This window comes from Enterococcus sp. LJL128, assembly GCF_056924295.1.
In genome coordinates this window covers 45,543-72,134 of sequence record NZ_JBXPBP010000017.1, presented here as the reverse complement: position 1 = coordinate 72,134, position 26,592 = coordinate 45,543, and the positions used below count along the sequence as shown (strand labels likewise).

The following is a 26,592-nucleotide window of genomic DNA, read 5'->3' as shown; positions in this document are numbered from 1 at the left end:
ACATAGAGCCAAAATACTCTACCACTACTGTAATAGATATTGTCACAAATTACATTAAGAATTATAATACCCATAGAATTCAACGGAAGTTGGGTTATCTATCACCGATAGCCTATCGAAAACAGACCGTTTAATCGCCTCTCTTTTGCCCTCTCACTTTTGGGGGTCAGTGCCGAAGTGTTCAGCTTCAAGCAATAAGGCGGAAATTCCGAAAATTGTTCTACAAATTTTTGCGAATTTCCGCCTTATTGTCGAAGAAGTTACTTCTGAAACACCGTTTATCCGGGTTTAAAGGACTGAGGCATACTAATGTCACAGTCCCTTTATTTTATCTAAAAATAAAAATATTTACTATATAGAGTTTTAATGGTAACTTTATGATATAAAATTAAATAAAGGAGGTAAAAAAATGCGTTTTAAAGTGGTATGCACGGTTTCTGGAAATTACGTACCTATTGATTATCATCGAAAAGTTGTTTCAATGCTAAAAAAAGGGTTTGAGCAGACCGCACCTGAAAAGTATCAAGAATTGTATGGAAATAATACAGTGAAGGATTATACCTTTTCAGTTTATTTCGGTCAGGCAATTTTTGAGAAGAAAAAAATAATTCTAACGAACAATCAAGTTATCTTAAATTTTTCTACAGCAAATGCTGAGCTAGGTTTCTATTTATACAATGTCTTGATGAGTTTGAAAAAGAAAGAAAACTTGTGGGATGAAGATGTGACACTGCATGTTCAGGATGTTCAGATAGTTCATCAAGCAGTTGTGATTGAAGACCAAATATTGTTGAAAGCGCTATCTCCGATTGTTTGTAGAAATCATAATAAGGAAACAAATAAAGACTGGTATTATTCCTTTGAAAATTTGGAGTTTTTAGAAATTATAAAGCGGAATATGATTTCTAAGCTAGTACCAATCCTAGGTGAGTATATTCAACATGATATTGAAGAATTATCCTTTGAACCAGTAAAAATGAAAAAGACAGTCGTTCGGTTTTATGAACGTCAAATTGAATGTTCGATTGGGCAATTTTATTTAAAAGGTAAGCCGCATTTATTGAACTATCTAATGCAGTCAGGAGTGGGTTCATTGACAGGGAGCGGTTTTGGTATGTGTGAATTAGTTTAAGAGAAGGGAGGAAAAGTAATGCAGGGTTTAGAAGCAAAAATTCGAATTCCATTGACAGAGTGGCAGTTCAACAGCGGAATTATCGGTTTTCTAAATATTATGGAACATGCAGGGAAAATAGATGAGATAGAAATTTCTGATCAGGAAATTTATTTTAATCCGAGCATCCTCAGGCAGTTTGAAAATGACTATTTTAATTATTTTATCTATCTTTATGAAAAAACTACCTCTTGGTACAAAATTACATCGTACAAAGAAAAAATCAAAAGCTATGAAGAAAGCAGTTTTGAATTTTTCGATGAAAAAGCATTGGAAGAATTAAATGATTATATAACTAAAATAGCAAAATACTACATCAAGGCGAATAGCTATAAATCGATTTATCCGATTGTAGATAACCAAACAGATATTGAGAATCTGGGAAAAGAGCTTAAAACGACTTCTAAGCTGAAAGGAAAAGAAACATTTGCTGATAAAAAATCGGAAATTTTAGTAGAGGTGAAGGAACGCTTTTCAATGATAAAAGCTATCATTGCTTATTTTGAAGATAAAGAAGTAAGAAAACATGTTTGTGCAAAAAATGTATTGTATACGGTCATTCGAAATGGCTGGGATGGAGTATCAGCATTAAATCCGCAGACAAAAGAAAAGAATGTATATAAGGATTTTCACGACTATTATGTTGCGCCATGCTTGGAGTATATAGAAGCAGAAAAAGAAAAATACAAGTTTCACTGTTCTACATGTGATGAACCTATTAAAAATTTGGACAATACCTTTAGTTTTTTAGTAGCAACTGGCTTTGATACGAAAAGAAAAAACTCTCACGCATGGAATCACATGAATGATTTAGCATTATGTCCTATTTGTAAGTTGATTTATGCTTGTGTACCTGCTGGGTTTCTTTATGTCTATAACCAAGGGATTTTTGTGAATGCTAATTCCTCCATCGAAAACTTAAGAACCATCCGAACACGTTTAGAATTAGATATGTTTCAACTGAACTCAAAAATGCAAAGAGAAGCGAATGTATATGCAGCGTTGATACAAGCGCTGGGTGAAGAGAAAAATCGACTAGTGAATCATGAATTAGCTGATATACAGGTCGTCCGTTTTGAAAATGAAACCTATCGCTTTACATTGTTGTCGAGAGAAATTTTACAAGTGCTGGCTAATTCTGAGACAGCGCTGAATACACTTCTGCCAACAGGGTTTAAGGATGGAAACTTACAAGTAAATCTTTATCAAACAGTTATCAAGAAGCTATTTAATAGCGAAAATCTTTTTACCTTCATTCACAAACTATTGCTCTATAAAGCGACACACGTTGCAAATCTTTATTATGGTGTCTTTCATATTCAGCAAGTTATTCAAATCAATCAGGAATTTTTAGGAGGGATTAGTTCAATGGAAAAGCTAAGTCAAGAAGAGTTAGAAAAAATTAAAAGAGCTGGTTGGTACTTCAAACAGGCTTATGAAAATAATCGTAAAGTCGAAGGGATTGTCTATAAGCTGTTAAACGCATTAAAAATTAACAATCGAGATGGTTTCATGGATGTTTTATTAAATTGTTATTCATATCAGAAACGCCAAGTACCAAAGTGGTTTGTTCGAATGTTCGAAGATGATAATGGCGAGACATTTAAAACCATCGGATATGCCTTTGTAGCAGGCATTATTGGAGAAGAAAACAAGGAGGAGAAGAATTAATGAAAGCTAAAGGATTAACAATGACAATTATTTTTCAAGCAGAAAGTGCCAATTATGGAGAAAGCTTAGGAAACATCGCTTCTTTAAAGAAAATTTCCAGAGATAATGGCGAACAGTATACGTATATTTCCAGACAAGCATTGCGCTACAACATTATTGAGCAGTTAGGTGAGGCCGAAGCAACCGTTAGCGCCGAAGGCAGCGGAGACAAAAAAGTAATTCAGTTTCAAAATGATACGACAATCCATAATTTTCCTGAATTGGATTTCTTTGGTTATCTGAAGACAGCGAAAGGAACAGCTGGTAAAAAACGCTCTGCAAAGGTTCGCTTATCGAATGCGATTTCACTTGAAACGTATAAGGGTGATACAGATTTCCTAACAAATAAAGGATTGGCAGATCGTTTAAAAGAGAATATGAACATTGCACAGTCTGAAATTCATCGCTCTTATTATCGCTATACAGTGGCGATTGACTTAGATCAAATTGGTGTTGATGAAGTCGACGGGATTGATGTTGGTGCAGAGGAGAAAGCACGGCGCATTTATAAATTGTTAGAGACGATTGCCTTTTTATACCGTGATATTCGTGGTCGTCGAGAAGATTTGAAACCACTTTTTGTTATTGGTGGTGTCTATGATATTAAAAATCCAGTTTTTGAGAATGTTGTGGATGTAAAAGAAAATAAAATTTTGGTCAATAAAATTAAAGGCGTACTTTATCCAAATATCAAAGAACATACAGTATGTGGATTGGTAGAAGAGCAGTTTACTAATGATAAAGAAATTCTATCAGAGCTGCATGCAGTGACAATGCCGGAATTTTTTGAAGCATTGAAAGTGGAAGTGAAAAATTACTATGAAAGCAATTAAATTAGAACTTTACCAGAATATGGTGAATTACAAGAAAGCGACAAGCTTTCAATTGAAAGAAACTTATCCCCTGCCACCTTATAGCACAGTAATTGGTATGGTTCATTCATTATGTGGCTTTACAGAATATCAGCCAATGGAAATCAGTGTTCAAGGGAAGTATTTTTCTAAGGTAAATGATCTTTATACTCGCTATGAATTTAATAATGGGATGAAATATGATAAAGCACGCCATCAAATCAAGGTGGGCGATTATGGTGTAGGACAAGGGATTGCTACAGCTGAACTGCTGGTTGATGTAGAGATGATTATTCATATTATTCCTGAAAATCAGTCGTTAGTTGAAGAAATAAAACAGGCTTTTCTGTTTCCAAAAGAATATCCAAGTTTAGGGAGACGGGAGGACTTGGTCACAATCAATGAAATCAAAGTAGTAGGGATTCATGAAGAGAAATTAATAAAGAAAATAAAATTATCGAAAGATTATGCTGCATATGTACCAATTTCTTGGGTAAATGAAAAGAAAACAAGCGAAAAATCAAAGGTTTCAGGAGTACAGTTTAAAGGAACTAGATACTTTCTAACAAAAGATTATGAGTTGATTAACCACGGAACTGAGAAATCTCCTAAAATTTTTCGTAAATGGAAAGCAAAAAAAGAAGTGATTTATATGTCAGATGTTTCTATTTGGAAAAAATCAGAGATTAAGATGGATGATGATGAGAACCCGAGTGTTGTATTTGTAGATTAGGAGCTGATTATGGAACGTAATTATCTTGCAAAATCAGATGGAGAAACGATAATAGAGCATACTCAGAATTTGTTACAAAATTTGACAAGGTTACAACAATTATATCCTACTATCGATATCGATTGGGAACTACTTAAATTGGCTTGCTGCTACCATGATTTAGGCAAAATAAACTTAAAATTTCAAGAGAAAGTTAAAAAAAATAGCTCAGTAATTTCTGGTGAAGTACCACATGGATTGTTGAGTGCAGCACTTCTTCCAGAGGATGAACTAGAGTTAATATATTCTCCTTCTGATATCCAGGCACTTGCTTATGCAATTGCCTGTCATCATGAAAGAGACTTCTCTAAAATCACTGATGAACAATATGAAAGGGAGATTGAGGAGTTAGCAGAAGTAGTTTGTCACTTTCCCAGCCATCTTTTAGGGCTGGATACCCTGTCCTCAGAAGAATTAAGAGGTGAGTATTATGAGTTAGGAACTCGCTTAACAGCTAAAGATGAATCCTATCCTAAATACGTTATGCTTAAAGGTTTACTCAATCGCATTGATCATGCAGCAAGTGCGCATGAGTTGGTAGAATATCCTAATGATTTTTTAACCGATAGTATGGAGAATCTGAACTATACTTGGAATTCATTGCAAGAATATATGCTGGACTCTCAAGAAGAGAATGTAGTTGTGGTTGCTCAAACTGGGATGGGAAAAACAGAAGCAGGGCTGCTATGGTTAGGTAACAATAAAGGTTTTTTCACGTTACCTTTACGGGCGGCAATCAATGCAATTTATGAACGGATACAAGCAGATATTGTTAAAGAACGGGTAACAGAACGCGTAGGTTTGCTGCACTCAGAAACCTTTAATCAATACCTTCGATTAAATGAGGGACAATTAGACGCGCACATAGAAGAGTATGAAAATCGAACCAAGCAATGGTCATTACCTCTGACAATTTGTACACTAGATCAAGTGTTTGATTTTGTTTACCGCTATGGAGGATACGAACAGAAACTGGCAACTTTGTCTTATTCTAAAGTAATTGTGGATGAGATTCAGATGTATTCAGCAGATTTGTTGGCTTATTTGATTAAAGGGTTGCACTATATCACTGAATATGGTGGAAAGTTTGCTATTTTAACTGCTACACTGCCGCCCTTTATAATCGATTTATTAAATGAAAATATCCTAGAGTTTGGGCTGCCTGCATCGCCGTTTATTGATGAGCAATTGCCGCTTCGACATTCGATAGAAGTTTTTCATGAAGAGATAAATGTAGTGCCCATTCTTTCGAAATATAAGAACAATCGCGTACTAGTAATTTGCAATACGATAAAAAAAGCAAAGAGCATTTACGAACAATTAGAGAAGAAGTTAAACCCGAAGGAAGTTCATCTCCTTCATAGTCAGTTTATAAAACAAGATCGAGGAGATAAGGAAACAGAAATATTCAATTTTGGTAAAATTCCTGCAAAAGGTGAGAAAAAAATAGGGATTTGGGTAACTACTCAAGTAGTTGAAGCATCTTTGGATATTGACTTTGATATTCTGCTGACGGAATTGACTGACTTGAACGGCTTATTTCAGAGGATGGGTCGCTGCTATCGAAAACGGGTATGGCATAAAAATAGTGGAACAAATGTGTTTATTTTTGACGGTGGTAAGAAGTTATGCTCAGGAATTGGATTTGTGGCGGATAAAAAATTCTTTGATCTATCCAAGGAAGCCCTAGAAAAGCTTTCTGGACCACTATCGGAACAAGAAAAAATGAACTTAATTGAAAAAACATTCACAACGAATAATGTGGAGACATCAAATTTTTATAAAGAAGTAAAAGATAATTTAAAGTATTTGGATGTACTCTATGAAAACGAAAAGAGTAAAGCTCAAGTCAAAAAAATCTTTCGTAATATTCACAATACTAGTTTAATTCCATTACCTGTGTATCAGGAAAATCAACAAACCATAGATGAATTGGTGAAAGTATTGCAACGAAAAAATAAAAAAGAAGCTTCAATAGAGATAAGAGAAACACTAAAGGAGACGAAAAAGGAAGCTCGTGCCAAATTAAGCCAGTACAAAGTTGATTTACCTGACTATTTATTAGATTATGATATGTTTGTGGATTTTATAGAAATTAACAACTATGAAACTATACCGATACTGAATTGTTCTTATAGTAAAGAGATGGGAGTAACACTGATTAAACCAGAAAAAGAAGAATTTTTCTTTTAGAAAGAGGTTCTATCGTGAAGATAACTGGAACAATGTTTTCTTATTACTATATTTGTCAACGTAAACTATGGCTATTTGCCAATTATATTCAATTTGAGTCAGGTAACGAAAATGTTCAACTAGGTAAAATTTTAGACCAGGCGAGTTACTCGAGAGAGGAGAAACATATTTTAATTGATGAGACCATTCAAGTGGACTTTATTCAGAACTGGCAGATTTTACACGAAGTGAAGAAAAGTGCGGCTATGGAAGAAGCGGCAAACTGGCAAGTAAAATACTATCTCTATTATCTAGATCAAAAAGGAGTAGCAATTGAAAAAGGCATTTTAGATTATCCGAAATTGAAAATTCGTAAAGAAGTTATATTGTCAGAAGAAGATAAAAAAGAAATCCCCAAAATTTTATCTGAAATTCAGAACATTACAGAATCGTCAATACCAGAAGTCTTAGTTGGAAATAAGATTTGTAAAAAATGTGCCTATTATGAATATTGCTTTGTCTGATATAGAAAAAATGAGAGGAGAATAGCATGCCGGAAAGTTATTTTTTATTTTCAAGTGGGAATTTAAGGCGTAAGGACAATGTTGTTCGTCTGACTACTGAGGATGGTCGTTTTAAGGACTTAAAAATAGAAACTACAAGAGATGTCTATTTGTTTGGTGAAGTAAATACCAATACGAAGTGTTTAAACTATTTATCAGAGAAGAAAATTCCTGTACATTTATTTAACTACTATGGTTACTACACTGGGAGTTTCTATCCTAGAGAACAGCATGTTTCTGGAAAATTACTTATTCAGCAGGTTAGCCATTATACGGATGAATCAAAACGAGTACTACTTGCTCAAAAATTTATTGAGGCTGCAGCACACAATATTCTTAGAAATCTTCGTTATTACCAACAGAGAGGGAAAAAACTTGAAGAGCATATTACTGAAATAAAGAGTTTTCAGCAGCAAATTCAAAGAACAAAAGCTGTAGATGAGCTAATGGGAATTGAGGGAAATATTCGAAAGCTTTATTATTCCAGTTGGTCAATCATTATCAATCAAGAGATTGAATTTGAAAAAAGAGTAAAAAGACCTCCTGATAATATGATTAATGCGCTAATTTCTTATGCTAATACATTTATGTATACAGTGTGTTTAAGCGAACTGTATGTGACTCAATTAAATCCTACAATCAGTTATCTACACAGTGCCAGTGAGCGAAGATTCTCCTTATCTTTAGATATTGCCGAAGTGTTCAAACCGCTGCTAGTAGATCGAATGATATTTTCATTACTAAACAAAAATATAATTACAGAGAAGGATTTTGATAAAGAATCTAATTTCTGTTATATGAAACCAGCTGGGCAACAAAAATTTTTAAAAACTTTTCAAAATCGTTTGGAAGAGACGATTAAGCATCGTTCATTAGGAAGAAATGTGAGCTATCGCCGATTGATTCGGTTGGAAGGCTATAAATTAATTAAACACTTAATGGGCGAAAAAGAATATGACGGGTTTAAGATTTGGTGGTGAGTAATGTATATAATTTTGATTTATGATATTCCTTTAGAAGAAAAAGGTGCTCGAGTTTCTCGGAATGTATTTAAGATATGCAAAAAATATCTTTCTCATGTTCAAAAATCTGTTTTTGAAGGAGAACTTAGTTTAGGCTTGTTAAAACAACTAGAAGCAGAATTATCAGAATGGATTCGAGAAGACTTAGATTCGATTGTTGTGTTCAAAAGTAGAAATAAACGTTGGTTGGAAAAAGAATTTTGGGGGACAGAGGATGAACGAACCTCAAATTTCTTTTAGATATTTAATCTGTCGACCGCAGATAGTGTAAAAATATGGGGAGACCGACAGATGCTAGAAAACCTGCTATTATTGACTTTATATAATTTCTTCTTGTAAAATAGAAAATAATAAGGTGAAAATAATGAGGTCGACAGAAACGACCCGGTCAGCCCAGTCATATCAAGGGATGAAAATGAGCCGGTTTTAATCTAAACAAAGTGTAATGTGAATACGAGTGGTTTTTATGAATGGGATAGTGAAAAAGAAGTTTTAATCTAAACAAAGTGTAATGTGAATCAACAATCAGAAAAAGAGATTGATTATTATTTAGAGTTTTAATCTAAACACGGTGTAGAGTGAACCCGTGGCTCCAACCACCCTAATGATAAGTCATTTGTATTTTAAGACTGTAGACAAATATGTTTAACATTCAAGAAATAGAGTGTTGAACATATTTTTTCTGAACGAAAAAATATATATGATACAATAAAGCTGGTTGGGCAAACAATAATGCTTAAATAAAAATCTAAAAGGGAGCGATGCACTTGTTAAAAAACAATCCACAAAAAGCAGCAGCAATCGCCAACAAGTTATCTGGCGCCAGTTCACTATCAATGAAACTGGATGCTAGTATCTCTTATTCGTCCAGTCCGGCAGTATCAGGGTTAGAAACGTGTTTATCTGATTTATCGGGAATCGTTCAAAATTTTTCAGCTAATCTAAGCACAGACAGCGCAAATTTGGTCAAACTGGCAACCACCCTGCAGCGAACTGACGAAAAAGTAGCGGGGCGGTGATTCAGTGAATGAGAAGAATGTTAGCGAGAAAGAAAAACAACTTGAACGGCTGAATGAGCTAAAGCAGGAACACTGGAAAGCAGAGGAAAAAGAAAGAATCTTTGGAAAAGCTAAAAAGTATCTAAATTTAGCTATGGAAGAATACAATCATTTGAACAAAGAAGAACTAGCTTTATTAGATGAAATTGCTTTTCTTTCGGACGGTACGACAGCAAATAGTCACGCTGAACGTGGGTTACATGAGCGAGAAGAAACCGCCCGCCATAGCCGTTTTATGCTAGAATCAGAATATGAAGAACTAGACGAACAGGAACGAAAAACAAAAGTCGCACGTGAAGAGTTAGAAGAGCAAATTGGACGACAGCAAAGGACGGTGTACAATTATGCCGAAGATTGACTATGCCGAACTGTCTCAGGTTGCTAATGCTCTAAATGGTGTCGCTTTGCGGTTAGATTCGTCATTATCTGCTGTGTCAGATGCTGCAAACGAACTAAATGAAACCTCGGAACTTGACGGGACAGCATGGAAGAACACAAAAAGTTATTTTGATGTATACCCTACTCTTTCAAAAGGGATTTGGAATAGTGTAGTGACTACCTCGGAAACGTTGACCTCTTATCTGTCAGATTTCCAATCAGAAGTCGGAGCGCCTAGAAATCAGTTGGATACAGATAAACTTGAAGAAATGCAGGCAAGACTTACAGCTATTCAAGCAAGGCGACGAGATATCATCAGTGAAATGGCGAAGGCTGAGGACTATGTTTTAGGCAACCTAGCCAATCGCTTGAGCGGGCTAGATTCAAGTACGAGCTATTTTACCGAAGAAATTGAACTACTGACGAAATACCGAGACTTTGAAGCGAAACATGGAAATGTGTTTGATGATGTACAATCCACAATCTCAGACTTGAAAACGGGTATGAGACAAATCAGCACACAAAAGCACTTCACCCCTACGCAAGGATACGCCCCTAGAAGCTATAAAAAAGCGGACTGGTTTAATCGGTTAACAGATTTCAATGAGAATCAGCCGGAAAAAAGGTCTGTTAGGTTTACAGTCGATTGGGGCAGAGACAAAGCCCCAATGCTAAAAGTCTATAAGAATGGAAAATATGATAAAGAATTGACTGAAAAATATGTCTGGTTATCCATGCAGGACAGCTTAAAGGACATGTTAAACGTAGCGGGTGAGTTTTCAGGCGCATATGACTTGTACAGGGTTGTTTTAGGAAGAGACCCCGTCACAGGTGAAAGCTTAACCTTTGGTGAATGGATGCAAGCAGGATTTTGGACGGTGTTAGAGGTACTGTCTGCGAAAAAGGTGCTTGCTTTATTAGACAATGTTAGACTAGGAAATAAGCTTTTAGATGGCGTATCGTTGACAGAAAAAGAACTGAAATTATTCAACAAGTTAAATGATGTTGGAGACTATAAGATTATTGATAAGGTGGACGATTTAAACGAAGCTGAGAAGATATATAATGCAAATGGGAACCCCGATTTAAGAGCCTTACGAAGACCCCAATTTGATGAAGTATTAAAAAATGGATTTCCTGACGGTACGAAACTAAATCAACATGCGTACAATTCTCTTTTCAAGTCTGGTAGAAAAGATATTATGATTGATGATATTATTGATGCATTAAAAACTAATCCAGTCCCAGCGGCCCCAGGTAGTGTAAAGTACATTAACCCTAAAACTGGAACTTCTATATTTGTAAATCCTGAAATAAATACAGTTGTTGGAATATGGCCTCAAAAATTCAAACAGTAAGGAGCTTGAATATGAAAATAAAAAAAGAGATACAACAAGACTTAGAGAGTGAAGTTACTTATGTGGATGAGATAAAGAATTTTGATATTGTCACTGAAAAAATGAATGATAATTTTTACACGTATCCACTAGGAACTAATATGATGATGTGGCTAGATGATGATGGACTGATTGGAGAAATTGAATGTATTTTTCCTGAGCAATTAGATAGAGAAATTTTTTTAATAGAGAAGCAAGGAACATTAATGCAGAATGGGTTCCCGTTAATTAATACTGAAGTTCCTGTAGAAGTTTCAATAGCAAAAGTTTTTAAAGGCAACGATTACTTTGTTTTGTATTTTTCGGAATCAGAAACATATAACAAAAAAGTTATTGCTACGAATCTTACTTTTTATGTAGATAATAACGAGTTGGTGGCAATAAAAGCTGAAATTTCATAATTAAATAAAAAGGCATTTTATTATTTGATTGGCATTGGATAGTAAAGCCTTGGCTAGTAAATTAGAATTCACTAATCAAGTTGCCAATAGCTAGCTGTGTTTATTGTACAGAAATTTAATATTTAAAAAGAAGCGATTCAGTTTTATCGTTTCTTTCTCTAGTTTTAGAGTTAATCTACGACCTCAAGAAAGACAGTGGTTCAAAGAACCCCGCCTAATTCAGTAGCAGAGGTTCGTATCAATTCGGCAGTAAAACCTCAATGGTTTGATAAAAATGGAGCCTTAACGGGAACATCGACTATAGATACAGTTTATAAGATTGAGATACCAACCGGTACAACAATTTACAAGGGCCCTGTAGGAACCCAAGGAGGAATCTACCAAGGAGGCTTGAATAATGATCAAGTATTTATTCAAGAACCATGGCTTTTAGAGAATGTAAATGTTTTAGGGAAACAACCATTAAAGTAGGATAGGATGAGTTACTTGGAAACTGAACTTGAGATTAAAACTGTAGTACAACAATTATTACCACTTTTAATAAAATATGATAATGGAAAAATCAATTATCAAATTCAGAAATTAAGAGATATAAATGAAATTATAGATTCAGATATGAGTAGTTCAGAAAAAAAAGAAATGTTAAGAAATATGTCGGAGAATATTTATCCTCCTCAGGGAGGATTAACTGATTTTTATGTTTGGGATAATGACAGCTCAAAAAGAATAGAAATCAAACAATCCATCAGCGCATTAAATAATAAGCTTTGGAATTTGATAAAATAAAAAAGTACTCCGCTATCTGATTAGTGTCAGATAGTGGAGCTCCGACTAGATCACTTATCAAGTTGTTAATAGCTAACAATATATATAAGAAGCAGTTGGAAAGCTTGTTTTAGCTCTTCCAAGTGTTTCTTTCCTATGGGTACATATAGAAGGACCAATACTAAAATCAGTGTTTGCCGCATTAGATGGCGTATCGTTGACAGAAAAAGAACTGAAATTATTCAACGAGTTAAATGATGTCGGAGACTATAAGATTGTTGATAAGGTGGACGATTTAAACGAAGCGGAGAAAGTTAGTGAAGTTACTAAAGCACAAAAGGTTGAGAATTTCCAAAATAGGGTTGATAATATTAGGAATCAAATGCCAAATTCTAAGTTGAAAAATCAAGGAAATATGGCTATCGCTGATGTTAAAATAAAAGATTTACCAGATGAGTTTATGGCACATAGTAAAATTCATGGACCAAATAGTAGAGGAGCCGATTTAGGTAATTTTTCTCCCGCATCGGAAAATAGGATTTTTGAATCATACACAATAGATAAATTTCCAAGATATAATGATACTGAGGTTAAGATTCTGGAAGATATAGCTTCAAAAATTAAAGACCCAAACATTTCTGGTAAGATAGATTTGTTTACAGAATTGCCACCTTGTCAAAGCTGTAAAAATGTTATCTTAGAGTTTAGGAAGAAGTATCCAAATATAGAACTTAATATATTTACAAAGTAGGTGAAAAACATGAGTGAAATTAGTTATTTAGAAGCAAAAAAATTAACTTTAAAAGATTATGAAGATTTTATCGAAGATGAAGGGTTTAGTCCCAGTCAAGCAATAGCCGCAACTTTTGAAGATTCTGTACTAATGATGAGAAAAAGTCATAAAGTATACGTATCAGTTATGGTAAATCTTTCGATTTTAAGTTTAAATCAAAATTTTCTGCCAGATTATCTATTAGAAAAACAAGAAAGTTTAAAAGAGTTTGGTGGCTTAAATGAAGAAGAACAGTCTATTTATGATTCAGATATGAGTACTTTGAATCAGTTGCTAAGCAATCAAAATTTTGAGATAGATAAAGACGAAGAATATAAGCTAAGGGTGAATATGTTATTAGAGTAATAATGAATTAGAATAATAAAAAGGTCACTTTACTATCAAGTCTATATTGAAGTGAAAAAAATCGAAGGATAAATCAAAGCATTTAGACCGCTCAATAATGGGCGGTCTTTTTTAGTACAAAAAAACAGCCTTCATGTTTTGAAAGCTGTTAGTTGTTCGCCCGTTGTTATTTTTAGATTTGATTTTTTTTATTGAATGATTTTAAATGTGTATATATTACACTACCATTTAAAATTTTTATCTGATTCAATACGATTCTTTATTTTTAGAAAACACTGATTTCTAAAAGCTCTGCCCCGCTCTGATTCGGTGTGATTTCTAGTCACGATTACTAAGTGTAATATGAATGACGTAGTGTGATTTGCGTGGTAGGCAATGGTCAAGGTTTTAATCTAAACATAGTGTAATGTGAATCCAAATCTTTTAAGCAATTTTAACAGCAAGTCATTTTATATGTGAACTTAGTAAATAACCAGCCCTAACAAGCCTGAAATCACCATCAGAGTAATGGGGTTGAGCTTGTATTTTCGGATGCAGAACAGGGAGCCGCAAAACAAAATGACTGCCGCGAAATCAATATCCTTTAGCCAATCAATCTCCTGATAAGTAGAGGTGCCGAAAAAAGTCAGTAAAGCAATTGTGGCGGCTGCAGCGATAATGAGACCTAGCGAGGATGCCTTCAAGCCGTTCAATATGCTGAGGACATAGGAGGAGCTGCCGTATTTTTTGAAAAATTCATAAAGGACAAGAGAGATTACGATTCCTGAAATGACTGTACTAACAGTGGCAATGATGGCTCCGGGAATGCCGGCAATCTGAATGCCGACAAAGGTTGAGGTATTAACTGCCAGTGGACCCGGCGTCATTTGTGAAATAGTAATAATATCAGTAAATACACGCTCGCTAATCCAGCCTTGTTGAAAAACCACTTGTTCCTGAATAAGCGGGATAATAGCATAACCGCCGCCAATACTGAAAAGACCGATGTTAAAGAAAATCCAAAATAATTGAGCAAGCATCAGAAATCCTCCTTTTTAGTTCTATTGCTGCGGATGAAGAGGTTTATTACACAGAGGATACAGCTGACAATCAGTATCAAAATAACGTTGCTGTTGAAAAAGAATGAGGCGATAAAAGCCCCTGGAACTAGTAAAGTCAAAAGTGTCGAACGTTCCTTTCGAATCATCTGATACATATCGATAACTAAATCAATGATCAAGGCAGTAACACAAGCCTGCATGCCCTTTAAAACTGCTGCAACATATAGATTAGCAGAAAATTCGGTGTACCATCCGGAAATAAAGCTTAAGATGACGATAGGTGGAATCAATGCAGCTACGGCACTAATAAGCACACCGAAAAAACCGGCTGTTCGTTTTCCAGCCAAAATACTTAAATTTACAGCGATAGCTCCGGGAGAGGATTGAGCAATGGCTGCCATTTCCATCAGCTCTTCTTCTGTAAATAACTGTTTTTCTTTTACAAAGTATTTTTTTATCATGGGAACAACAACATAGCCTCCTCCGAAAGTGAAGGTACTGATAAATAAATTGACATAACAGAGCCATAGATATAACTTTAAATTTTTAGTCATAGAATGCCCCTTTCTTTAAAACGTATACCCTTTATTATATTGATTGAATAGACATTTGTGAAATGCTAAAATATGATAGTTGGCATGAATTTTATTCATGTTTTAAAAAGGAGCTGATTGTATGAATTTAAGAAAGTATCTTATTTTTCAGGAAGTAGCTAAGACTGAAAATTTTACTAAAGCTGCCGGCAATTTATTTATTACTCAGTCGGCGGTTTCTCATGCAGTGAAGGAATTGGAAGAACAGGCTGGGACACAGCTATTTGAACGGCTTCATAAGAGTGTGAGGCTGACTAGTGCGGGCGAACTGCTGCTAAGTGAGGTTCTGCCGGTTTTAGAAGAATATAAAAAGCTTGAGCGACGGGTGCAGACTATTGAAAAAGAGGCTCCGATTCAGATTGCTTCGTGTATTACGATTGCCCAAATATGGCTGCCGGCAATTATTCAAGACTTTCAAAGAAAGTATCCTAAAACTCCGGTAAAAGTCATGGTTAACAGTGCGGAAAAATCACTAGCGTTATTAAAGCAGGGGAAAGCAGATATTGCTTTTTTAGAAGGAGATGTGTTGGAGCGGAATATTCTGACCAAGAAATTTGCTTCTTATGACATCTGGGCAGTGCGGGCGCCTGATGGTCAAAAAGTACGCAGCATGACTATAAAACAATTGCTGGAAGAGAAACTGTTGTTGAGAGAGCGGGGAAGTGCTGTCAGAGAGATATTAGAATCAACGGTTACTCTAGCCGGCTATCAAGTAGTTCCACAGTGGACAAGCGTGGATTCTCAGACATTGATTGAAGCCGCCAAAGCTGGTTTGGGCATTAGTATTTTGCCAAAGGTTTTAGTAGAATCAGAGCTTGCTGCTGGCAGACTGGAACAAATTAAACTATCTGACGTACACTTAACAAACGATTTAACAGTTGCCTTGAATAAAAATAAGTATCGAAACCAAGCACTGCAGTATTTGTGGACGATAGCTAGTCAGTCAGAAAAGCATAAATCACTTTTATAGATGAAAATAATAACAGCCCTGAAAGCGGAAGGCTTTCAGGGCTGTTGTTTGATTACTTTACTTTAGCTTAACTGTGCCGATTTCTGAACCTTCAGAAGCCATACCAGTTTTATTTAGTGTGACAGTGTTAACTACTTCCATATTTGTGACAGCAACAATAATATCTGTTTCTTTTCCTGCTGCTTTGATTTGATCGAAATCAACATCTGCCAACAGCGTTTGTGGTGTCACCTGCTGATCAACAGCAACTTTAACTGTAAATGGTGCGCCATTTAACTCTACAGTATCCAAACCGATATGAACCAAGACCTCTAATCCAGTATCAGTTAAAATACCAATCGCATGTTTTGTATCAAAGATATTTGTAATTTTTCCGTTGACTGGAGAATACACTTTTCCATTAACTGGCTTGACTGCGAAACCGTCACCCATCATTTTCTGAGAAAATACCGGATCATTAACCGCAGTGATTGGAAGGACCTCTCCTTGTGCTGGTGCAAATAGAGCTTCTGCTTTTGCAGCTGTTGAAGCAGTAGTTTCTGTAGTTGTTCCAGCAAAGCTTTGAGGAACGTTTCCAGCCATCGCCAGTTCATCGGCATAAAGCTCGCCAGTTGCTTCGTCTACTGGATCAACTTTATTGAAGATACCCTGACGACGGAAGACAACTGTTAGAACAAACGGGATGACGATTGCCATCAGCATTGCTGCCGCAAATGCCAGCCAGTCCTGTGCTCGAATAGCTAAAATACCCGGCAGTCCGCCGACGCCAATTGCATTTGCTCGTACACCCATTAATGTTGCAAACATACCAGCTAAGCCGGAACCAATCATCGCGGCAACAAATGGGTAGACATATTTTAGGTTAATACCAAACATTGCTGGTTCTGTGACTCCAAGATAACAAGAGATCATAGAAGGAATAGAAACCTGTTCTTCTTTTTTATTGCCGCGGTGCAGGAAGATAATTCCCAAAACGGCAGATCCTTGTGCGATATTAGAAAGAGCAATCATCGGCCATAGATTTGTAGATTGAAAATCTGCAATCAGCTGAGTATCGATTGCGTTGGTCATATGATGAAGACCAGTTATAACCAGTGGTGCATATAGGAAGCCGAAGACCGCGCCAAACAGCCAGTTTAGGGCAGAAGTCAGACCTGTATTCACAATATTGGAGATAAAATTACCAATGGTCCAGCCAATAGGGCCTAAAATGACATGAGCGGCAAAAATAGTAGGCAACAGAGCGAAAAACGGTACAAAAATCATTGAGATTGCCTGTGGTATGTGCTTACGGAAGAATATCTCTAGATAAGCCAGCATGAATCCGGCCAGCATAGCTGGAATAACTTGAGCCTGATAACCAATCATGTCTATTTGTGCAAAACCAAAATCCCAAAACTTGGTACCATGATTTGCTAAATCATAAGCATTGATTAGCTGAGGAGAGACAAGCGTTATCCCTAATACAATTCCCAAAATCTGTGTGGTTCCCATTTTTTTCGAGATACTCCACGTGATGCCGACTGGCAGGAAGTGGAAAATTGCTTCACCTGGCAGCCATAAGAAATGATTGACTCCACTCCAGAATTGAGAAACTTCGACGATGGTTTTGCCATCCAGGAAGCCCATCCCAATACCTTCCAATACGTTTCTAAAGCCTAAGATAAGTCCGCCGACAATAATTGCTGGAATAATCGGTGTGAAAATCTCTGCTAAAACTCCAATTGCCCGCTGGACAGGATTCAGATTTTGTTTTGCAGCTGCTTTCCCCTGTTCTTTAGAAACACCGTCAATCCCTGAAACTGCTGAAAAATCGTTAAAGAATAATGGCACATCGTTTCCGATAATGACTTGAAATTGACCGGCATTTGTAAACATACCCTTTACACTTGGAATGTCTTCAATTGCTTTTTCATCCGCTAAAGACGGATCGTTTAGTACAAAACGCATACGGGTGGCACAATGACTGACAGCTGCGACATTTTCTTTCCCGCCGATATCCTTTAACAGCTGTTCTGCATCTGCTTTGTATTTACCCATCAGAAAAACTCCTTTCGTAACTTGTATAAGCAAGTTGTTTATTTCGCTTTAATCATAACTGCTTAGAAATAAAAATGCAAGCGTTTTACAGCAAAAAAATTATTTAATCGTATTTTTTTATTAAATAACTTTTGATGACTATACACTTTATTAATAGTAAGTATTTCAATCTTTATTATCATGTTTTTTAAAGAATTTCCACTATTTCTACTAACATAAAAAAACGAAAGACTTCAGAAATATTCCGTATGATAACGCTTGAAAAAAAAGATAGAGGGTTGTATAATGTTTTTGAACATGTATAGACAAGTAGAGGGGTGGCGCATAATGTATATAGAAATTTTTGAAGGAACCAATCAATTGACTGTGAAAGCTGCGGATAGTCAATATACGTTCCCGCATGTATTTACAGAGGAAACGGTTCACAGTATAAGGGAGCATTTAGAAGGTGAATGTTTTGAAGGTGTTATCATTTACTTAGAAAAAGAGACTGTTTCAAAAGAACTACAAAAAGCTGACAATTTTCGGCTTTTACTGGAAGAAAGCTTGAATATACCTGCGGTCTTTGCTCATCAGTCTAACGGGTCTTTCGAATCAGCATTGGCAGAAGAACGGAAATCCTGCAGCTGGAACCTCGTTTACTATGGCTATAAAGAAGGTAAAGACGAATATGCAGCGGAATCTTTGCTGACTACGGGAAATGGATTTATCGGTTTAAGAGGAACTTCTCCGGAAATGTGTATTACAGAAGATACCTATCCAGCAACTTATTTAGCTGGACTTTATAATACAGCGACCTCAATTGTTGAAGGACAGGAAATAAAGAACGAGGATTTTGTCAATGCACCAAATCTTCAATATATCTCTTTAGAAATCGATGGAGAACTACTGACTTGGTCAAAGGAGACGGTTAAGTTCTTCAAGCGAACACTGAATATGTATACGGGGTTATTCGAAGCTGTCAGTATCTTGGAAACGCAGACAGGTAAACAAGTTAAAATAAGAGCTAAGCGTGTAGTCAGCATGGCAAATATGCATGAGTATAGTCTGCATTATGAAGTAACGCCGTTAAACTTTAGCGGACAGGTTAAATTTGTAACAGAAGCCGACGGAACAGTTTTTAATTATAATGTTGCTCGCTACCGGAGCCTAACCAAGGAGCATTTACAGGTGCTGGATACAGCTGTGGAGGGACAGAAAAGTCTGTTAACAGCTAAAACACTGGATTCAGGAATGACAATTGTACAGGAAGCCTGTTTGTTTAGTCCAGAACTGAATTTGGCTCAAATTGAATCCGAACGGACGTCTGAAAAGGTTATTCAGACAGTTGCAGCTGAACTGCAGGAAGGATACCGCTATACACTGGAGAAGAGTGTAGCAGTACATTTATACCGGGCTGATGAACTGCAGAAGTCACATTCTCTCACCACTTTTGAAATTCCAGAGTTTAAGGAAATGTATGCAGCGTCTTCAGCGGTTTGGAAGACTTACTGGGAGGAAGCAGCAATCATGGTCGACGGAGATATGATGTCGGAAAAGATGCTTCATTTGCATACCTATCATATGCTGGTATCTGGTTCGCCAACAGCTAATCCTTCTCTGGATGTTTCTATAACAGCCCGCGGACTTCATGGGGAAGCCTATCGGGGACATATCTTCTGGGATGAGCTGTTCATTTTGCCATTCTATATTATCCATTTTCCTGAAACAGCCCGTCAGCTGTTGATGTACCGTTATCAGCGGCTGGCTGCGGCCAAAGCCGGGGCAGCGAAAGCCGGCTATCAAGGAGCTATGTTCCCTTGGCAGTCTGGTCTGGATGGAACAGAGCAATCTCAGGAGCTTCACTTGAATCCGATTAGCGGGGAGTGGGGAGAGGACCATAGTCGTTTGCAGCGGCATGTATCATTGGCAGTTGCTTATAATGTTTGGCTGTATAATAATAATACAGAGGATCAGGAATTTATGATTCAATACGGTATTGAATTGTTAATGGAAATTGCCCGCTTTTGGCTGAGTGCAGCTGAATACAACGAAACCAATGGACGTTATTCGATTAGCGGTGTGATGGGACCAGATGAGTTTCACGAAGCATATCCTAACAGTACGCATGGCGGTTTAACCGATAATGCTTATACCAATATGATGGTAGTCTGGTTATTTGAAGAGATTGAAAAGCTGTATATTGACTATCCAGCTGAGGCAATAGAAACGGTGCAGAAAAAAGTCGGGATTACTCGTGAAGACTTGGCTCAGATGAATCAAATTCGTCAAGAACTACACCTTGAAATTGATGAAGACGGGATTATCGCCCAATATGCTGGATACTTTGATTTGAAAGAAGTAGACTGGGATTACTATAAAGAAAAGTATGGCAATATCTATCGAATGGACCGAATCCTAAGTGCAGAAGGTCACTCAGCAGATGAATATAAGGTAGCCAAGCAAGCAGACAGCTTGATGATATTTTATAATTTCCGCAAAGATACAGTGGATCGGATTTTGACCGATTTGGGTTATCAGCTGCCGGCAGATTACGTGGATAAGAATTTGAACTATTATTTAGCTAGAACCTCTCATGGCTCTACTCTGTCGCGGATTGTTCATTCTCAACTGGCTTCCATCGTCGGGGATCGAGAGCTTGCCTGGCAGATGTATCAGGAAGCACTTTATTCTGATTATCAGGATATACAAGGCGGGACAACTGCTGAGGGGATTCATGCAGGAGTAATGGCAGCTACATTATTCATCACACTGACCACGTTTGCGGGAATTGATATCCGCCAAAAAGAGGTTGAAATTAATCCGCATTTACCAGAACAGTGGGAGAATATTTATTTCCGTTTAAATATCCGTGGTGTTCATTACAAGGTTAAAATCAGTAAGAGAGCTGTTCAGGTTGAGGCAGATCAGGATGCACTGTTAACAATAGCCGGTAGAGAAATTGCTTTGCAGAAAAATAAAGTACAGGAAGTCTTTTATGAAGGGATCAACGTGTGATGAGAAAAGGATTTATTTTTGATTTAGATGGTGTAATTACAGATACAGCAAAATATCACTATATTGCTTGGAAAGAGCTGTCAGCTTCTTTAGGAATAACTATTGATTTAGCTTTTAATGAGCAGCTGAAAGGTATCAGCCGTATGGACTCACTAGATAGAATTCTGGCATATGGCGGCAAAGCAAAAGAGTTCTCTGCTGAAGAAAAGGAAGAGTTAGCGAAAAAGAAAAATGACCACTATGTTCAGTTGCTGGCATCTTTAACACCAGCAGACTTACTTCCCGGCGTGAGTGAGTTCATGGCCCAAGCGAAGGACAAACAAATCCCTTGTGCACTGGCTTCAGCTTCAAAAAATGCACCGGTCATCTTAGAAAAATTGGGTGTCATTGCTGATTTTGTTGCTATTGTTGATCCGGACAGCCTAGACAAAGGAAAGCCGGATCCGGAAATTTTTCTGAAGGCTGCTGAGGCACTACAGATTACACCACAGGAAGCTGTTGGCTTTGAAGATGCACAAGCTGGAATTGATGCCGTCAAGGCTGCAGGGATGTATGCAGTAGGCGTCATTGAAAAGGAGAAGCTGATTGGTGCAGATGAGCAGGTACACAGACTGGACGAATTGGACATTGAACAGCTGCTGAAAAGATAATTAAACAGTCACCCTTTTCTGTAAAGATATCTCAGAAGAGGGTGACTTTTTATTTTCAGAGTGCCAAGGGATCATTTTTTTATGCTAAAATGGGAGATAATCAAAAAGGTGAAATAATGAAGTAATAAAAAAGTTGGAGGTGTTGGTATGAAATTGAAAAATCAGTATAGTCCGCAGAAAAATAGAAAAAGAGTTGGGATTATTCTATTATTTACAACATTGCTGGTTTTTGTAGTATTTGCAGTTAGGCTATCTGTTATTATAGGAAGCGGCAAGGTTGCAGGAGTATCCTTAAAAGAAAAAACCAATGATTTATATAATGGTATGGACACGGTTCGGGCAAGTAGGGGCAGTATTTTAGACCGCACGGGCAATATTTTGGCGGAGGATTCAGTCTCCTTTTCTTTGTATGCGGTTTTAGACGAAGAATATGTACAGGTAGATGGTACAAAATTATACGTACAGGAAAAGCACAGACAGTCAATTGCAGATATACTCCATCGCCACGTCGGCATCGAAAAGGATTTGATTATAAAGCAGCTGACCCCTCAAAAAAATGAAGCGGGTGAAGCAATTACGACTGTGGAGTTCGGTAAAAAAGGAAAAGGACTCAGCTTTGAAGTAAAGCGGAAGGTTGAGGATGAACTGAAAAAAGGAAAGATTTCTGGTATTTACTTTAGAGAAAGTAAAAAACGTTTGTATCTGAATGGTGAATTTGCCTCTTACTTTTTAGGCTATACGAATATAGTAGATGAAGAAGAGATAGGTGTCATGGGGATCGAAGCAGCCTATGATGAGATACTGAAGGGGACGGAAGGCTCCATCACCTATGAAAAAGATAAAAATCAAAAGAGTGTTCCAGGAACGGAGCAGGTCATTGAACCTGCTCAGAACGGCGCTCAGATTGTGACAACACTAGATAGCGTGCTGCAGATTAATCTGGAAGAGCTGCTGCGGGAAACAGCTGAGAAGTATAAGCCTCAGCTAATCACGGCCAGCTTAATGGAGGCGGAAACCGGCAAACTGTTGGCATTGTCCCAGCGTCCTACCTTTGAGCCGGAAACACTGAAAGGGTTGGATGAGGAGGATGCCGTCTGGCTCAATCTATTAACCGAGGATGTTTATGAACCCGGTTCAACGATGAAGCCATTCACAGTTGCAGCAGCAATGTCAGAAGGTGTCTTTGAGGAGAATGAACAATTTCTTTCTGGAAGCCTAGAGTTCTATGACAGTGTAATCAATGATTGGAATAACGGTGAAGGGAAAGGCGCCATGACTTTTCGTCAGGCGATTGCCTGGTCAAGTAATGTGGGCATGGTCAATCTCCATGAACGAATGCCGGAAAAATGGCAGGAATATATTAAAGCCTTTGGTTTTTTAGAGCCAACCGGCATTGGCATATCTAATGAGCTTCCGGGTGTGATTCAAAATGAAACAACAGTTGACCGGGCGATGACTTCTTACGGTCAGGCAATTTCAGTCACCCATTTGCAGATGCAGCAGGCGTATACCGCAGTAGCAAATGAAGGAAACATGATGAAGCCGTATCTGATTGATAAGATTATTTATCCAGACGGCAGCGAAAAAATCACTGAGCCGGAAAAAGTAGGCACCCCGATTTCAAAAGAGGTTGCCGGCAGAGTGCTGGAATACATGGGAGATGTAGTGAACGATCCAGAGTACGGGACAGGAAAACAATATGCTATCGATGGCATAAATGTGGCTGCTAAAACCGGTACAGCTGAGTTTTTTGAAGATGGTGCGTATAATAAGCAGAAGTATCTCCATTCAGTGGTACAGATTGTTCCGAGAGAAGACCCTAAATACATTTTCTACATGACGATTAAAGCGCCGAATCTAGATGGTACAACCGCAAATGATATCATTTCAAGTGTCTCCAACCATATGTTGACACGGGCAATGACAATTAGAGAAAAGACTGAATAAGGTTTTGGTATTAGCACAGCATACTAGAATAACCCAAATCAGTCTGTAGACTACTTAAAGAAGAACTTACAATAATTACCCTATGGAAGTAGGAGGATCATGATGAATAAGTTTAATGAGATTTTTTTGGATCTGGAAAAGAAAATACTAGCTAATGAATATCCTGCGCATACCCTGTTGCCTAGCGAGAATCAGCTAATACAGATTTACGGTGTTTCAAGAGAAACGATTCGTAAAGCACTGAGCCTGCTGCTGAATGCCGGCTACATTCAGAAGAAACAAGGGAAAGGCTCGATTGTTTTAGATATGAATCGTTTTGACTTTCCAATTGCTGGACTAACCAGCTATAAAGAACTTCAAGAAGCTCAGCGTATTCCCAGTGAAACCATTGTCCGAGTGCTGGAGGAGGTTCCTGTGACAGAAAAGCTGAATGAAAAAACTGGCTGGACAGTGGGGCAGCCAGCCTGGAAGCTTATTCGTCAACGTAAAATTGATGGAGAAATCGTTATTTTGGATAAGGACTATCTGTTGAAATCGGTGATACCGGAATTGCCTGAGGAGCGGGCGCAGGACTCAATCTATGACTACTTTGAAAATGACTTGCAGCTGGCCATCTCTTATGCACAAAAAGAGATTACTGTCGAACCGGTTACTCAAGAGATGCAGGAGCTGATGACGCTCCACGGTGACAGTCATGTCGTTGTTGTCCGCAGTCTGGTTTACTTGGAAGATACGAATTGCTTTGAATACACTGAGTCGATTCACCGGTTAGACAAGTTTCGTTTTATTGAATTTGCCCGACGTCGTAAGGGCTAGGAGAGATATTGGTGTAAATGCTATAAAAAAGCTGTTAGCCATGTCGCAGCAATACCTAATTGAATAACTTAATCAGATGTATACCCCAAAATTATATCTATTAAAAAACACAGAAGCAGTTATGGATTGGCTGCTTCTGTGTTTTTTAGTTAGTAAAATATAAACCATCAAAAAATTAGCGACTGCCTCATCTTCTATGCCCGATGAGTATGAAATCTAACAACTGCCGCTATAATTGTTGGTAATAAAGTTCTTCAAGTAACTTTTTGATTTTATTTAATTCTAAAATATGAGGTCGGACCCCAATTCTAATAACTTTAACAGAAAAATCTAAATCAGTATGGTAGTCAGAAATAACTAACTGGATATCTTCAAAGAAATTATTGGTAATTTTAATAGGGACGGTACTGATAGATTCAATTAAGTTGCGTATGTAAAAATTATGACCTGGCTTATGTTTTGAAAGGATTGATACTTTCAACGGAGGTATTAATTGAGGCAATACGGATAAGAGTAGTTCGCCATACCAAACTTTGCTGGTTTGGTCATAGTCTTTTTCAAACCACTGACGAGTAGTTAGAAAATCTAAAAAGGCAGTAATTTTCTGTTTGAGTAAAGAAACTGGCCGATTTAAAAGTGCAGTGCTAATATCTCTAAAAAACCAGCGCATCTCCTCTTTATTAATATAATATTCAGTTGTTTGTTTGGCTAAAATCAAAAAAAATAAATAAGAAAATTGTTGGTTATTGAGGTTTAGACCAAAAAACTCAGAAAATAGATCAATCCAGGATACACAATTTTTTTCAATCAGGCTGAGATAATCGTCAGCATTACGGCTAAGAGCTGTGGCGGACAGAGTGTGGTAGTCGGAGGTAATAAGAAAGTAATAGCCAAAAAAGTTATACATTACCCGAAGTTCAATAGTTAAGATTGATTTAGTAAGACTAAATTCTTCAAAAAAAGTATGTAGGGATGTAGCATATTTCAGAGTAAATTGCTCATAAGAAACAGGAAATGTACTTATTTTATCAATCTCATCCTTTATTTTAACAAAGTGATTTCCTTTCAATCGATGATAAGTAATAAATAACCAAAGTTTTTCTGTGGAAAGAAAGACTGAATTATTCATTATCAACGATTCGCAATCAAAGTCAAGATAGTTAAATATATCAATAAGAAGATAGTAATAGAACAGGCGGATTTGACGTTCCTCTCCAATCAACTTCTCAGAGGTTTTCCAATTTATGGAGATGTTCATTTTTGCCAGTTCTTTTTTTAGAATCGGTAGCTTGCGGTAAAGAGTCAGCGGATTAATGTAATGCTCTTCGGAAAAACGTTCTATAGTAGTGAATTCACCCTTCAATAATTGAAGACTTAAAATAAATAGAACAGATCTCTGGGAATAAAAAGCTAATACCTTACACCCATCAAAATCACTTGAAAAGTAAACTGTTAATTGCCCGCCTGAAATAGAATATTCAGCATGACCGGATTTACTGTTTACAATGTCTTCAAAAAGTTCTTCCACTCGAGAAATGATACTACGTTTATCCATATGAATAGCTTGTGCCAGTTCTTTTAAAGAAATTTCTTCATGAGGTTCATAGGTAAATAAAGAGTGCAGCAATTTCAATTTTCTGCGGTCTTGTATATCTAATAGCATAACTAATCTCCCTAGTTTAAAATATCAGTGATTATAACCGTAAATAAAAAGAAAAACAAGTCTTTTTAGTGTAACATCAGTTATATTTAGTTATTATCAGTTTCTGTTTTATTTTTTACAAAAAATGTAAGTGAAAAAAATAACAAAAACTATCATACTAATTTCAGAAAAAGAAGTATAACAAATCAGGTTGATGTGTGGAATGAGGATGGAGAAGCGGCGTTTTTAAATAATAACTATATAGAAAATAAAAAAGTTCTTGTTTTTTATACAAACAAGAACTGAATAGCAAAGCATTAAAAAAGCAATTATATCAAAAAAATGATTTTTTGATAGGTAAAATAATAGGAAACAGAGAAAAAATTCTAATTTTTTACTTCGAAAATCATTATACAACATTCTTTCGGAAAAGTTTTATCAATTTTTTTACAAAAAAAATAAAAAAATGAGAGAAAACAAATTTTTTTTATTTAGAATT

At 36.7% G+C, this 26,592-nt stretch carries 26 protein-coding genes; 22 read left to right on the top strand and 4 right to left on the bottom strand.

Annotation, left to right across the window (positions count from 1 at the left end):
* The 17 genes from AC1Z3K_RS15970 to AC1Z3K_RS15890 all read left to right on the top strand — a co-directional run.
* Positions 1-134: IS3 family transposase (locus AC1Z3K_RS15970; protein WP_461732511.1), on the top strand; the 134-nt coding region annotated here is incomplete at its 5' end.
* A 275-nt stretch (positions 135-409) separates the two neighbouring features.
* Positions 410-1,132, top strand: a complete 723-nt coding sequence (cas6, locus tag AC1Z3K_RS15965; protein ID WP_461733281.1) for a CRISPR-associated endoribonuclease Cas6 — start codon at positions 410-412, stop codon at positions 1,130-1,132.
* A gap of 18 nt (positions 1,133-1,150) precedes the next feature.
* Positions 1,151-2,842, top strand: a complete 1,692-nt coding sequence (gene cas8a1, locus AC1Z3K_RS15960; RefSeq protein WP_461733280.1) for a type I-B CRISPR-associated protein Cas8b1/Cst1 — start codon at positions 1,151-1,153, stop codon at positions 2,840-2,842.
* On the top strand, positions 2,842-3,714 hold the full coding sequence (gene cas7i / locus AC1Z3K_RS15955; RefSeq protein WP_461733279.1) for a type I-B CRISPR-associated protein Cas7/Cst2/DevR: 873 nt from the start codon (positions 2,842-2,844) through the stop codon (positions 3,712-3,714). The genes cas8a1 and cas7i overlap by 1 nt, the downstream gene beginning before the upstream one ends.
* Positions 3,701-4,465: a type I-B CRISPR-associated protein Cas5b gene (gene cas5b / locus AC1Z3K_RS15950; RefSeq protein ID WP_461733278.1), complete on the top strand. Its 765-nt coding sequence runs from the start codon at positions 3,701-3,703 to the stop codon at positions 4,463-4,465. The genes cas7i and cas5b overlap by 14 nt, the downstream gene beginning before the upstream one ends.
* 9 nt (positions 4,466-4,474) lie before the next feature.
* Positions 4,475-6,697 (top strand): CRISPR-associated helicase Cas3', encoded by a 2,223-nt coding sequence (cas3, locus tag AC1Z3K_RS15945; protein ID WP_461733277.1) that lies wholly within the window; start codon positions 4,475-4,477, stop codon positions 6,695-6,697.
* A 14-nt stretch (positions 6,698-6,711) separates the two neighbouring features.
* Complete coding sequence (gene cas4 / locus AC1Z3K_RS15940) at positions 6,712-7,200, top strand: CRISPR-associated protein Cas4 (RefSeq protein WP_461733276.1); 489 nt, start codon at positions 6,712-6,714, stop codon at positions 7,198-7,200.
* Between the two features lie 26 nt (positions 7,201-7,226).
* A complete protein-coding gene (gene cas1b, locus AC1Z3K_RS15935; RefSeq protein ID WP_461733275.1) occupies positions 7,227-8,219 on the top strand; it encodes a type I-B CRISPR-associated endonuclease Cas1b in 993 nt (330 codons plus the stop codon).
* A gap of 3 nt (positions 8,220-8,222) precedes the next feature.
* Entirely contained in the window at positions 8,223-8,501 is a 279-nt protein-coding gene (gene cas2 / locus AC1Z3K_RS15930) for a CRISPR-associated endonuclease Cas2 (RefSeq protein ID WP_461733274.1), read from the top strand.
* Between the two features lie 527 nt (positions 8,502-9,028).
* Entirely contained in the window at positions 9,029-9,280 is a 252-nt protein-coding gene (locus tag AC1Z3K_RS15925; RefSeq protein WP_461733273.1) for a DUF3130 family protein, read from the top strand.
* A gap of 4 nt (positions 9,281-9,284) precedes the next feature.
* Positions 9,285-9,677: a hypothetical protein gene (locus tag AC1Z3K_RS15920; protein ID WP_461733272.1), complete on the top strand. Its 393-nt coding sequence runs from the start codon at positions 9,285-9,287 to the stop codon at positions 9,675-9,677.
* Positions 9,664-11,055 (top strand): T7SS effector LXG polymorphic toxin, encoded by a 1,392-nt coding sequence (locus AC1Z3K_RS15915; protein ID WP_461733271.1) that lies wholly within the window; start codon positions 9,664-9,666, stop codon positions 11,053-11,055. The genes AC1Z3K_RS15920 and AC1Z3K_RS15915 overlap by 14 nt, the downstream gene beginning before the upstream one ends.
* Positions 11,056-11,066: 11 nt before the next feature.
* Positions 11,067-11,495: a hypothetical protein gene (locus AC1Z3K_RS15910; protein ID WP_461733270.1), complete on the top strand. Its 429-nt coding sequence runs from the start codon at positions 11,067-11,069 to the stop codon at positions 11,493-11,495.
* A gap of 195 nt (positions 11,496-11,690) precedes the next feature.
* Entirely contained in the window at positions 11,691-11,966 is a 276-nt protein-coding gene (locus AC1Z3K_RS15905) for a hypothetical protein (protein ID WP_461733269.1), read from the top strand.
* A gap of 15 nt (positions 11,967-11,981) precedes the next feature.
* Positions 11,982-12,281, top strand: a complete 300-nt coding sequence (locus AC1Z3K_RS15900; RefSeq protein WP_461733268.1) for a hypothetical protein — start codon at positions 11,982-11,984, stop codon at positions 12,279-12,281.
* A gap of 196 nt (positions 12,282-12,477) precedes the next feature.
* The gene (locus AC1Z3K_RS15895; protein ID WP_461733267.1) at positions 12,478-13,011 is read left to right on the top strand and encodes a deaminase domain-containing protein; all 534 of its coding nucleotides are present in this window, start codon (positions 12,478-12,480) and stop codon (positions 13,009-13,011) included.
* 9 nt (positions 13,012-13,020) lie between these two features.
* The gene (locus AC1Z3K_RS15890; RefSeq protein ID WP_461733266.1) at positions 13,021-13,398 is read left to right on the top strand and encodes a hypothetical protein; all 378 of its coding nucleotides are present in this window, start codon (positions 13,021-13,023) and stop codon (positions 13,396-13,398) included.
* 461 nt (positions 13,399-13,859) lie between these two features.
* Here the strand turns inward: AC1Z3K_RS15890 and AC1Z3K_RS15885 are convergent, their stop codons facing one another.
* Together AC1Z3K_RS15885 and AC1Z3K_RS15880 are read right to left on the bottom strand one after the other, a co-directional pair.
* Complete coding sequence (locus tag AC1Z3K_RS15885) at positions 13,860-14,417, bottom strand: chromate transporter (protein ID WP_426083556.1); 558 nt, start codon at positions 14,415-14,417, stop codon at positions 13,860-13,862.
* Positions 14,417-14,992: a chromate transporter gene (locus tag AC1Z3K_RS15880; RefSeq protein ID WP_461733265.1), complete on the bottom strand. Its 576-nt coding sequence runs from the start codon at positions 14,990-14,992 to the stop codon at positions 14,417-14,419. Before AC1Z3K_RS15880 ends, AC1Z3K_RS15885 begins: the two co-directional genes overlap by 1 nt.
* Positions 14,993-15,113: 121 nt before the next feature.
* On the opposite strand from AC1Z3K_RS15880, the gene AC1Z3K_RS15875 reads away from it, so the two are divergent.
* Positions 15,114-16,001: a LysR family transcriptional regulator gene (locus AC1Z3K_RS15875; RefSeq protein WP_461733264.1), complete on the top strand. Its 888-nt coding sequence runs from the start codon at positions 15,114-15,116 to the stop codon at positions 15,999-16,001.
* Positions 16,002-16,058: 57 nt separating this feature from the next.
* On the opposite strand, the gene treP is transcribed toward AC1Z3K_RS15875, so the two are convergent.
* Positions 16,059-18,041 (bottom strand): PTS system trehalose-specific EIIBC component, encoded by a 1,983-nt coding sequence (gene treP / locus AC1Z3K_RS15870; RefSeq protein ID WP_461733263.1) that lies wholly within the window; start codon positions 18,039-18,041, stop codon positions 16,059-16,061.
* 285 nt (positions 18,042-18,326) lie between these two features.
* On the opposite strand from treP, the gene AC1Z3K_RS15865 reads away from it, so the two are divergent.
* The 4 genes from AC1Z3K_RS15865 (at position 18,327) to treR (ending at position 24,451) form a co-directional block, all read left to right on the top strand.
* On the top strand, positions 18,327-21,038 hold the full coding sequence (locus AC1Z3K_RS15865) for a glycoside hydrolase family 65 protein (protein WP_461733262.1): 2,712 nt from the start codon (positions 18,327-18,329) through the stop codon (positions 21,036-21,038).
* Positions 21,038-21,688 (top strand): beta-phosphoglucomutase, encoded by a 651-nt coding sequence (gene pgmB / locus AC1Z3K_RS15860; protein ID WP_426083566.1) that lies wholly within the window; start codon positions 21,038-21,040, stop codon positions 21,686-21,688. The genes AC1Z3K_RS15865 and pgmB overlap by 1 nt, the downstream gene beginning before the upstream one ends.
* 147 nt (positions 21,689-21,835) lie before the next feature.
* Positions 21,836-23,635: a penicillin-binding transpeptidase domain-containing protein gene (locus AC1Z3K_RS15855; RefSeq protein WP_461733261.1), complete on the top strand. Its 1,800-nt coding sequence runs from the start codon at positions 21,836-21,838 to the stop codon at positions 23,633-23,635.
* A gap of 102 nt (positions 23,636-23,737) precedes the next feature.
* Entirely contained in the window at positions 23,738-24,451 is a 714-nt protein-coding gene (gene treR / locus AC1Z3K_RS15850; protein WP_426083570.1) for a trehalose operon repressor, read from the top strand.
* A gap of 229 nt (positions 24,452-24,680) precedes the next feature.
* On the opposite strand, the gene AC1Z3K_RS15845 is transcribed toward treR, so the two are convergent.
* A complete protein-coding gene (locus AC1Z3K_RS15845) occupies positions 24,681-26,114 on the bottom strand; it encodes a helix-turn-helix domain-containing protein (protein WP_461733260.1) in 1,434 nt (477 codons plus the stop codon).
* Positions 26,115-26,592: the final 478 nt, after the last annotated feature.

Coding starts and splice junctions, on each gene's coding strand:
- cas6 (WP_461733281.1), top strand. CDS start 410: ATGCGTTTTAAAGTGGTATGCACGGTTTCTGGAAATTACGTACCTATT.
- cas8a1 (WP_461733280.1), top strand. CDS start 1,151: ATGCAGGGTTTAGAAGCAAAAATTCGAATTCCATTGACAGAGTGGCAG.
- cas7i (WP_461733279.1), top strand. CDS start 2,842: ATGAAAGCTAAAGGATTAACAATGACAATTATTTTTCAAGCAGAAAGT.
- cas5b (WP_461733278.1), top strand. CDS start 3,701: ATGAAAGCAATTAAATTAGAACTTTACCAGAATATGGTGAATTACAAG.
- cas3 (WP_461733277.1), top strand. CDS start 4,475: ATGGAACGTAATTATCTTGCAAAATCAGATGGAGAAACGATAATAGAG.
- cas1b (WP_461733275.1), top strand. CDS start 7,227: ATGCCGGAAAGTTATTTTTTATTTTCAAGTGGGAATTTAAGGCGTAAG.
- cas2 (WP_461733274.1), top strand. CDS start 8,223: ATGTATATAATTTTGATTTATGATATTCCTTTAGAAGAAAAAGGTGCT.
- AC1Z3K_RS15915 (WP_461733271.1), top strand. CDS start 9,664: ATGCCGAAGATTGACTATGCCGAACTGTCTCAGGTTGCTAATGCTCTA.
- AC1Z3K_RS15910 (WP_461733270.1), top strand. CDS start 11,067: ATGAAAATAAAAAAAGAGATACAACAAGACTTAGAGAGTGAAGTTACT.
- AC1Z3K_RS15890 (WP_461733266.1), top strand. CDS start 13,021: ATGAGTGAAATTAGTTATTTAGAAGCAAAAAAATTAACTTTAAAAGAT.
- AC1Z3K_RS15885 (WP_426083556.1), bottom strand. CDS start 14,417: ATGCTTGCTCAATTATTTTGGATTTTCTTTAACATCGGTCTTTTCAGT.
- AC1Z3K_RS15880 (WP_461733265.1), bottom strand. CDS start 14,992: ATGACTAAAAATTTAAAGTTATATCTATGGCTCTGTTATGTCAATTTA.
- AC1Z3K_RS15875 (WP_461733264.1), top strand. CDS start 15,114: ATGAATTTAAGAAAGTATCTTATTTTTCAGGAAGTAGCTAAGACTGAA.
- treP (WP_461733263.1), bottom strand. CDS start 18,041: ATGGGTAAATACAAAGCAGATGCAGAACAGCTGTTAAAGGATATCGGC.
- AC1Z3K_RS15865 (WP_461733262.1), top strand. CDS start 18,327: ATGTTTTTGAACATGTATAGACAAGTAGAGGGGTGGCGCATAATGTAT.
- pgmB (WP_426083566.1), top strand. CDS start 21,038: ATGAGAAAAGGATTTATTTTTGATTTAGATGGTGTAATTACAGATACA.
- AC1Z3K_RS15855 (WP_461733261.1), top strand. CDS start 21,836: ATGAAATTGAAAAATCAGTATAGTCCGCAGAAAAATAGAAAAAGAGTT.
- treR (WP_426083570.1), top strand. CDS start 23,738: ATGAATAAGTTTAATGAGATTTTTTTGGATCTGGAAAAGAAAATACTA.
- AC1Z3K_RS15845 (WP_461733260.1), bottom strand. CDS start 26,114: ATGCTATTAGATATACAAGACCGCAGAAAATTGAAATTGCTGCACTCT.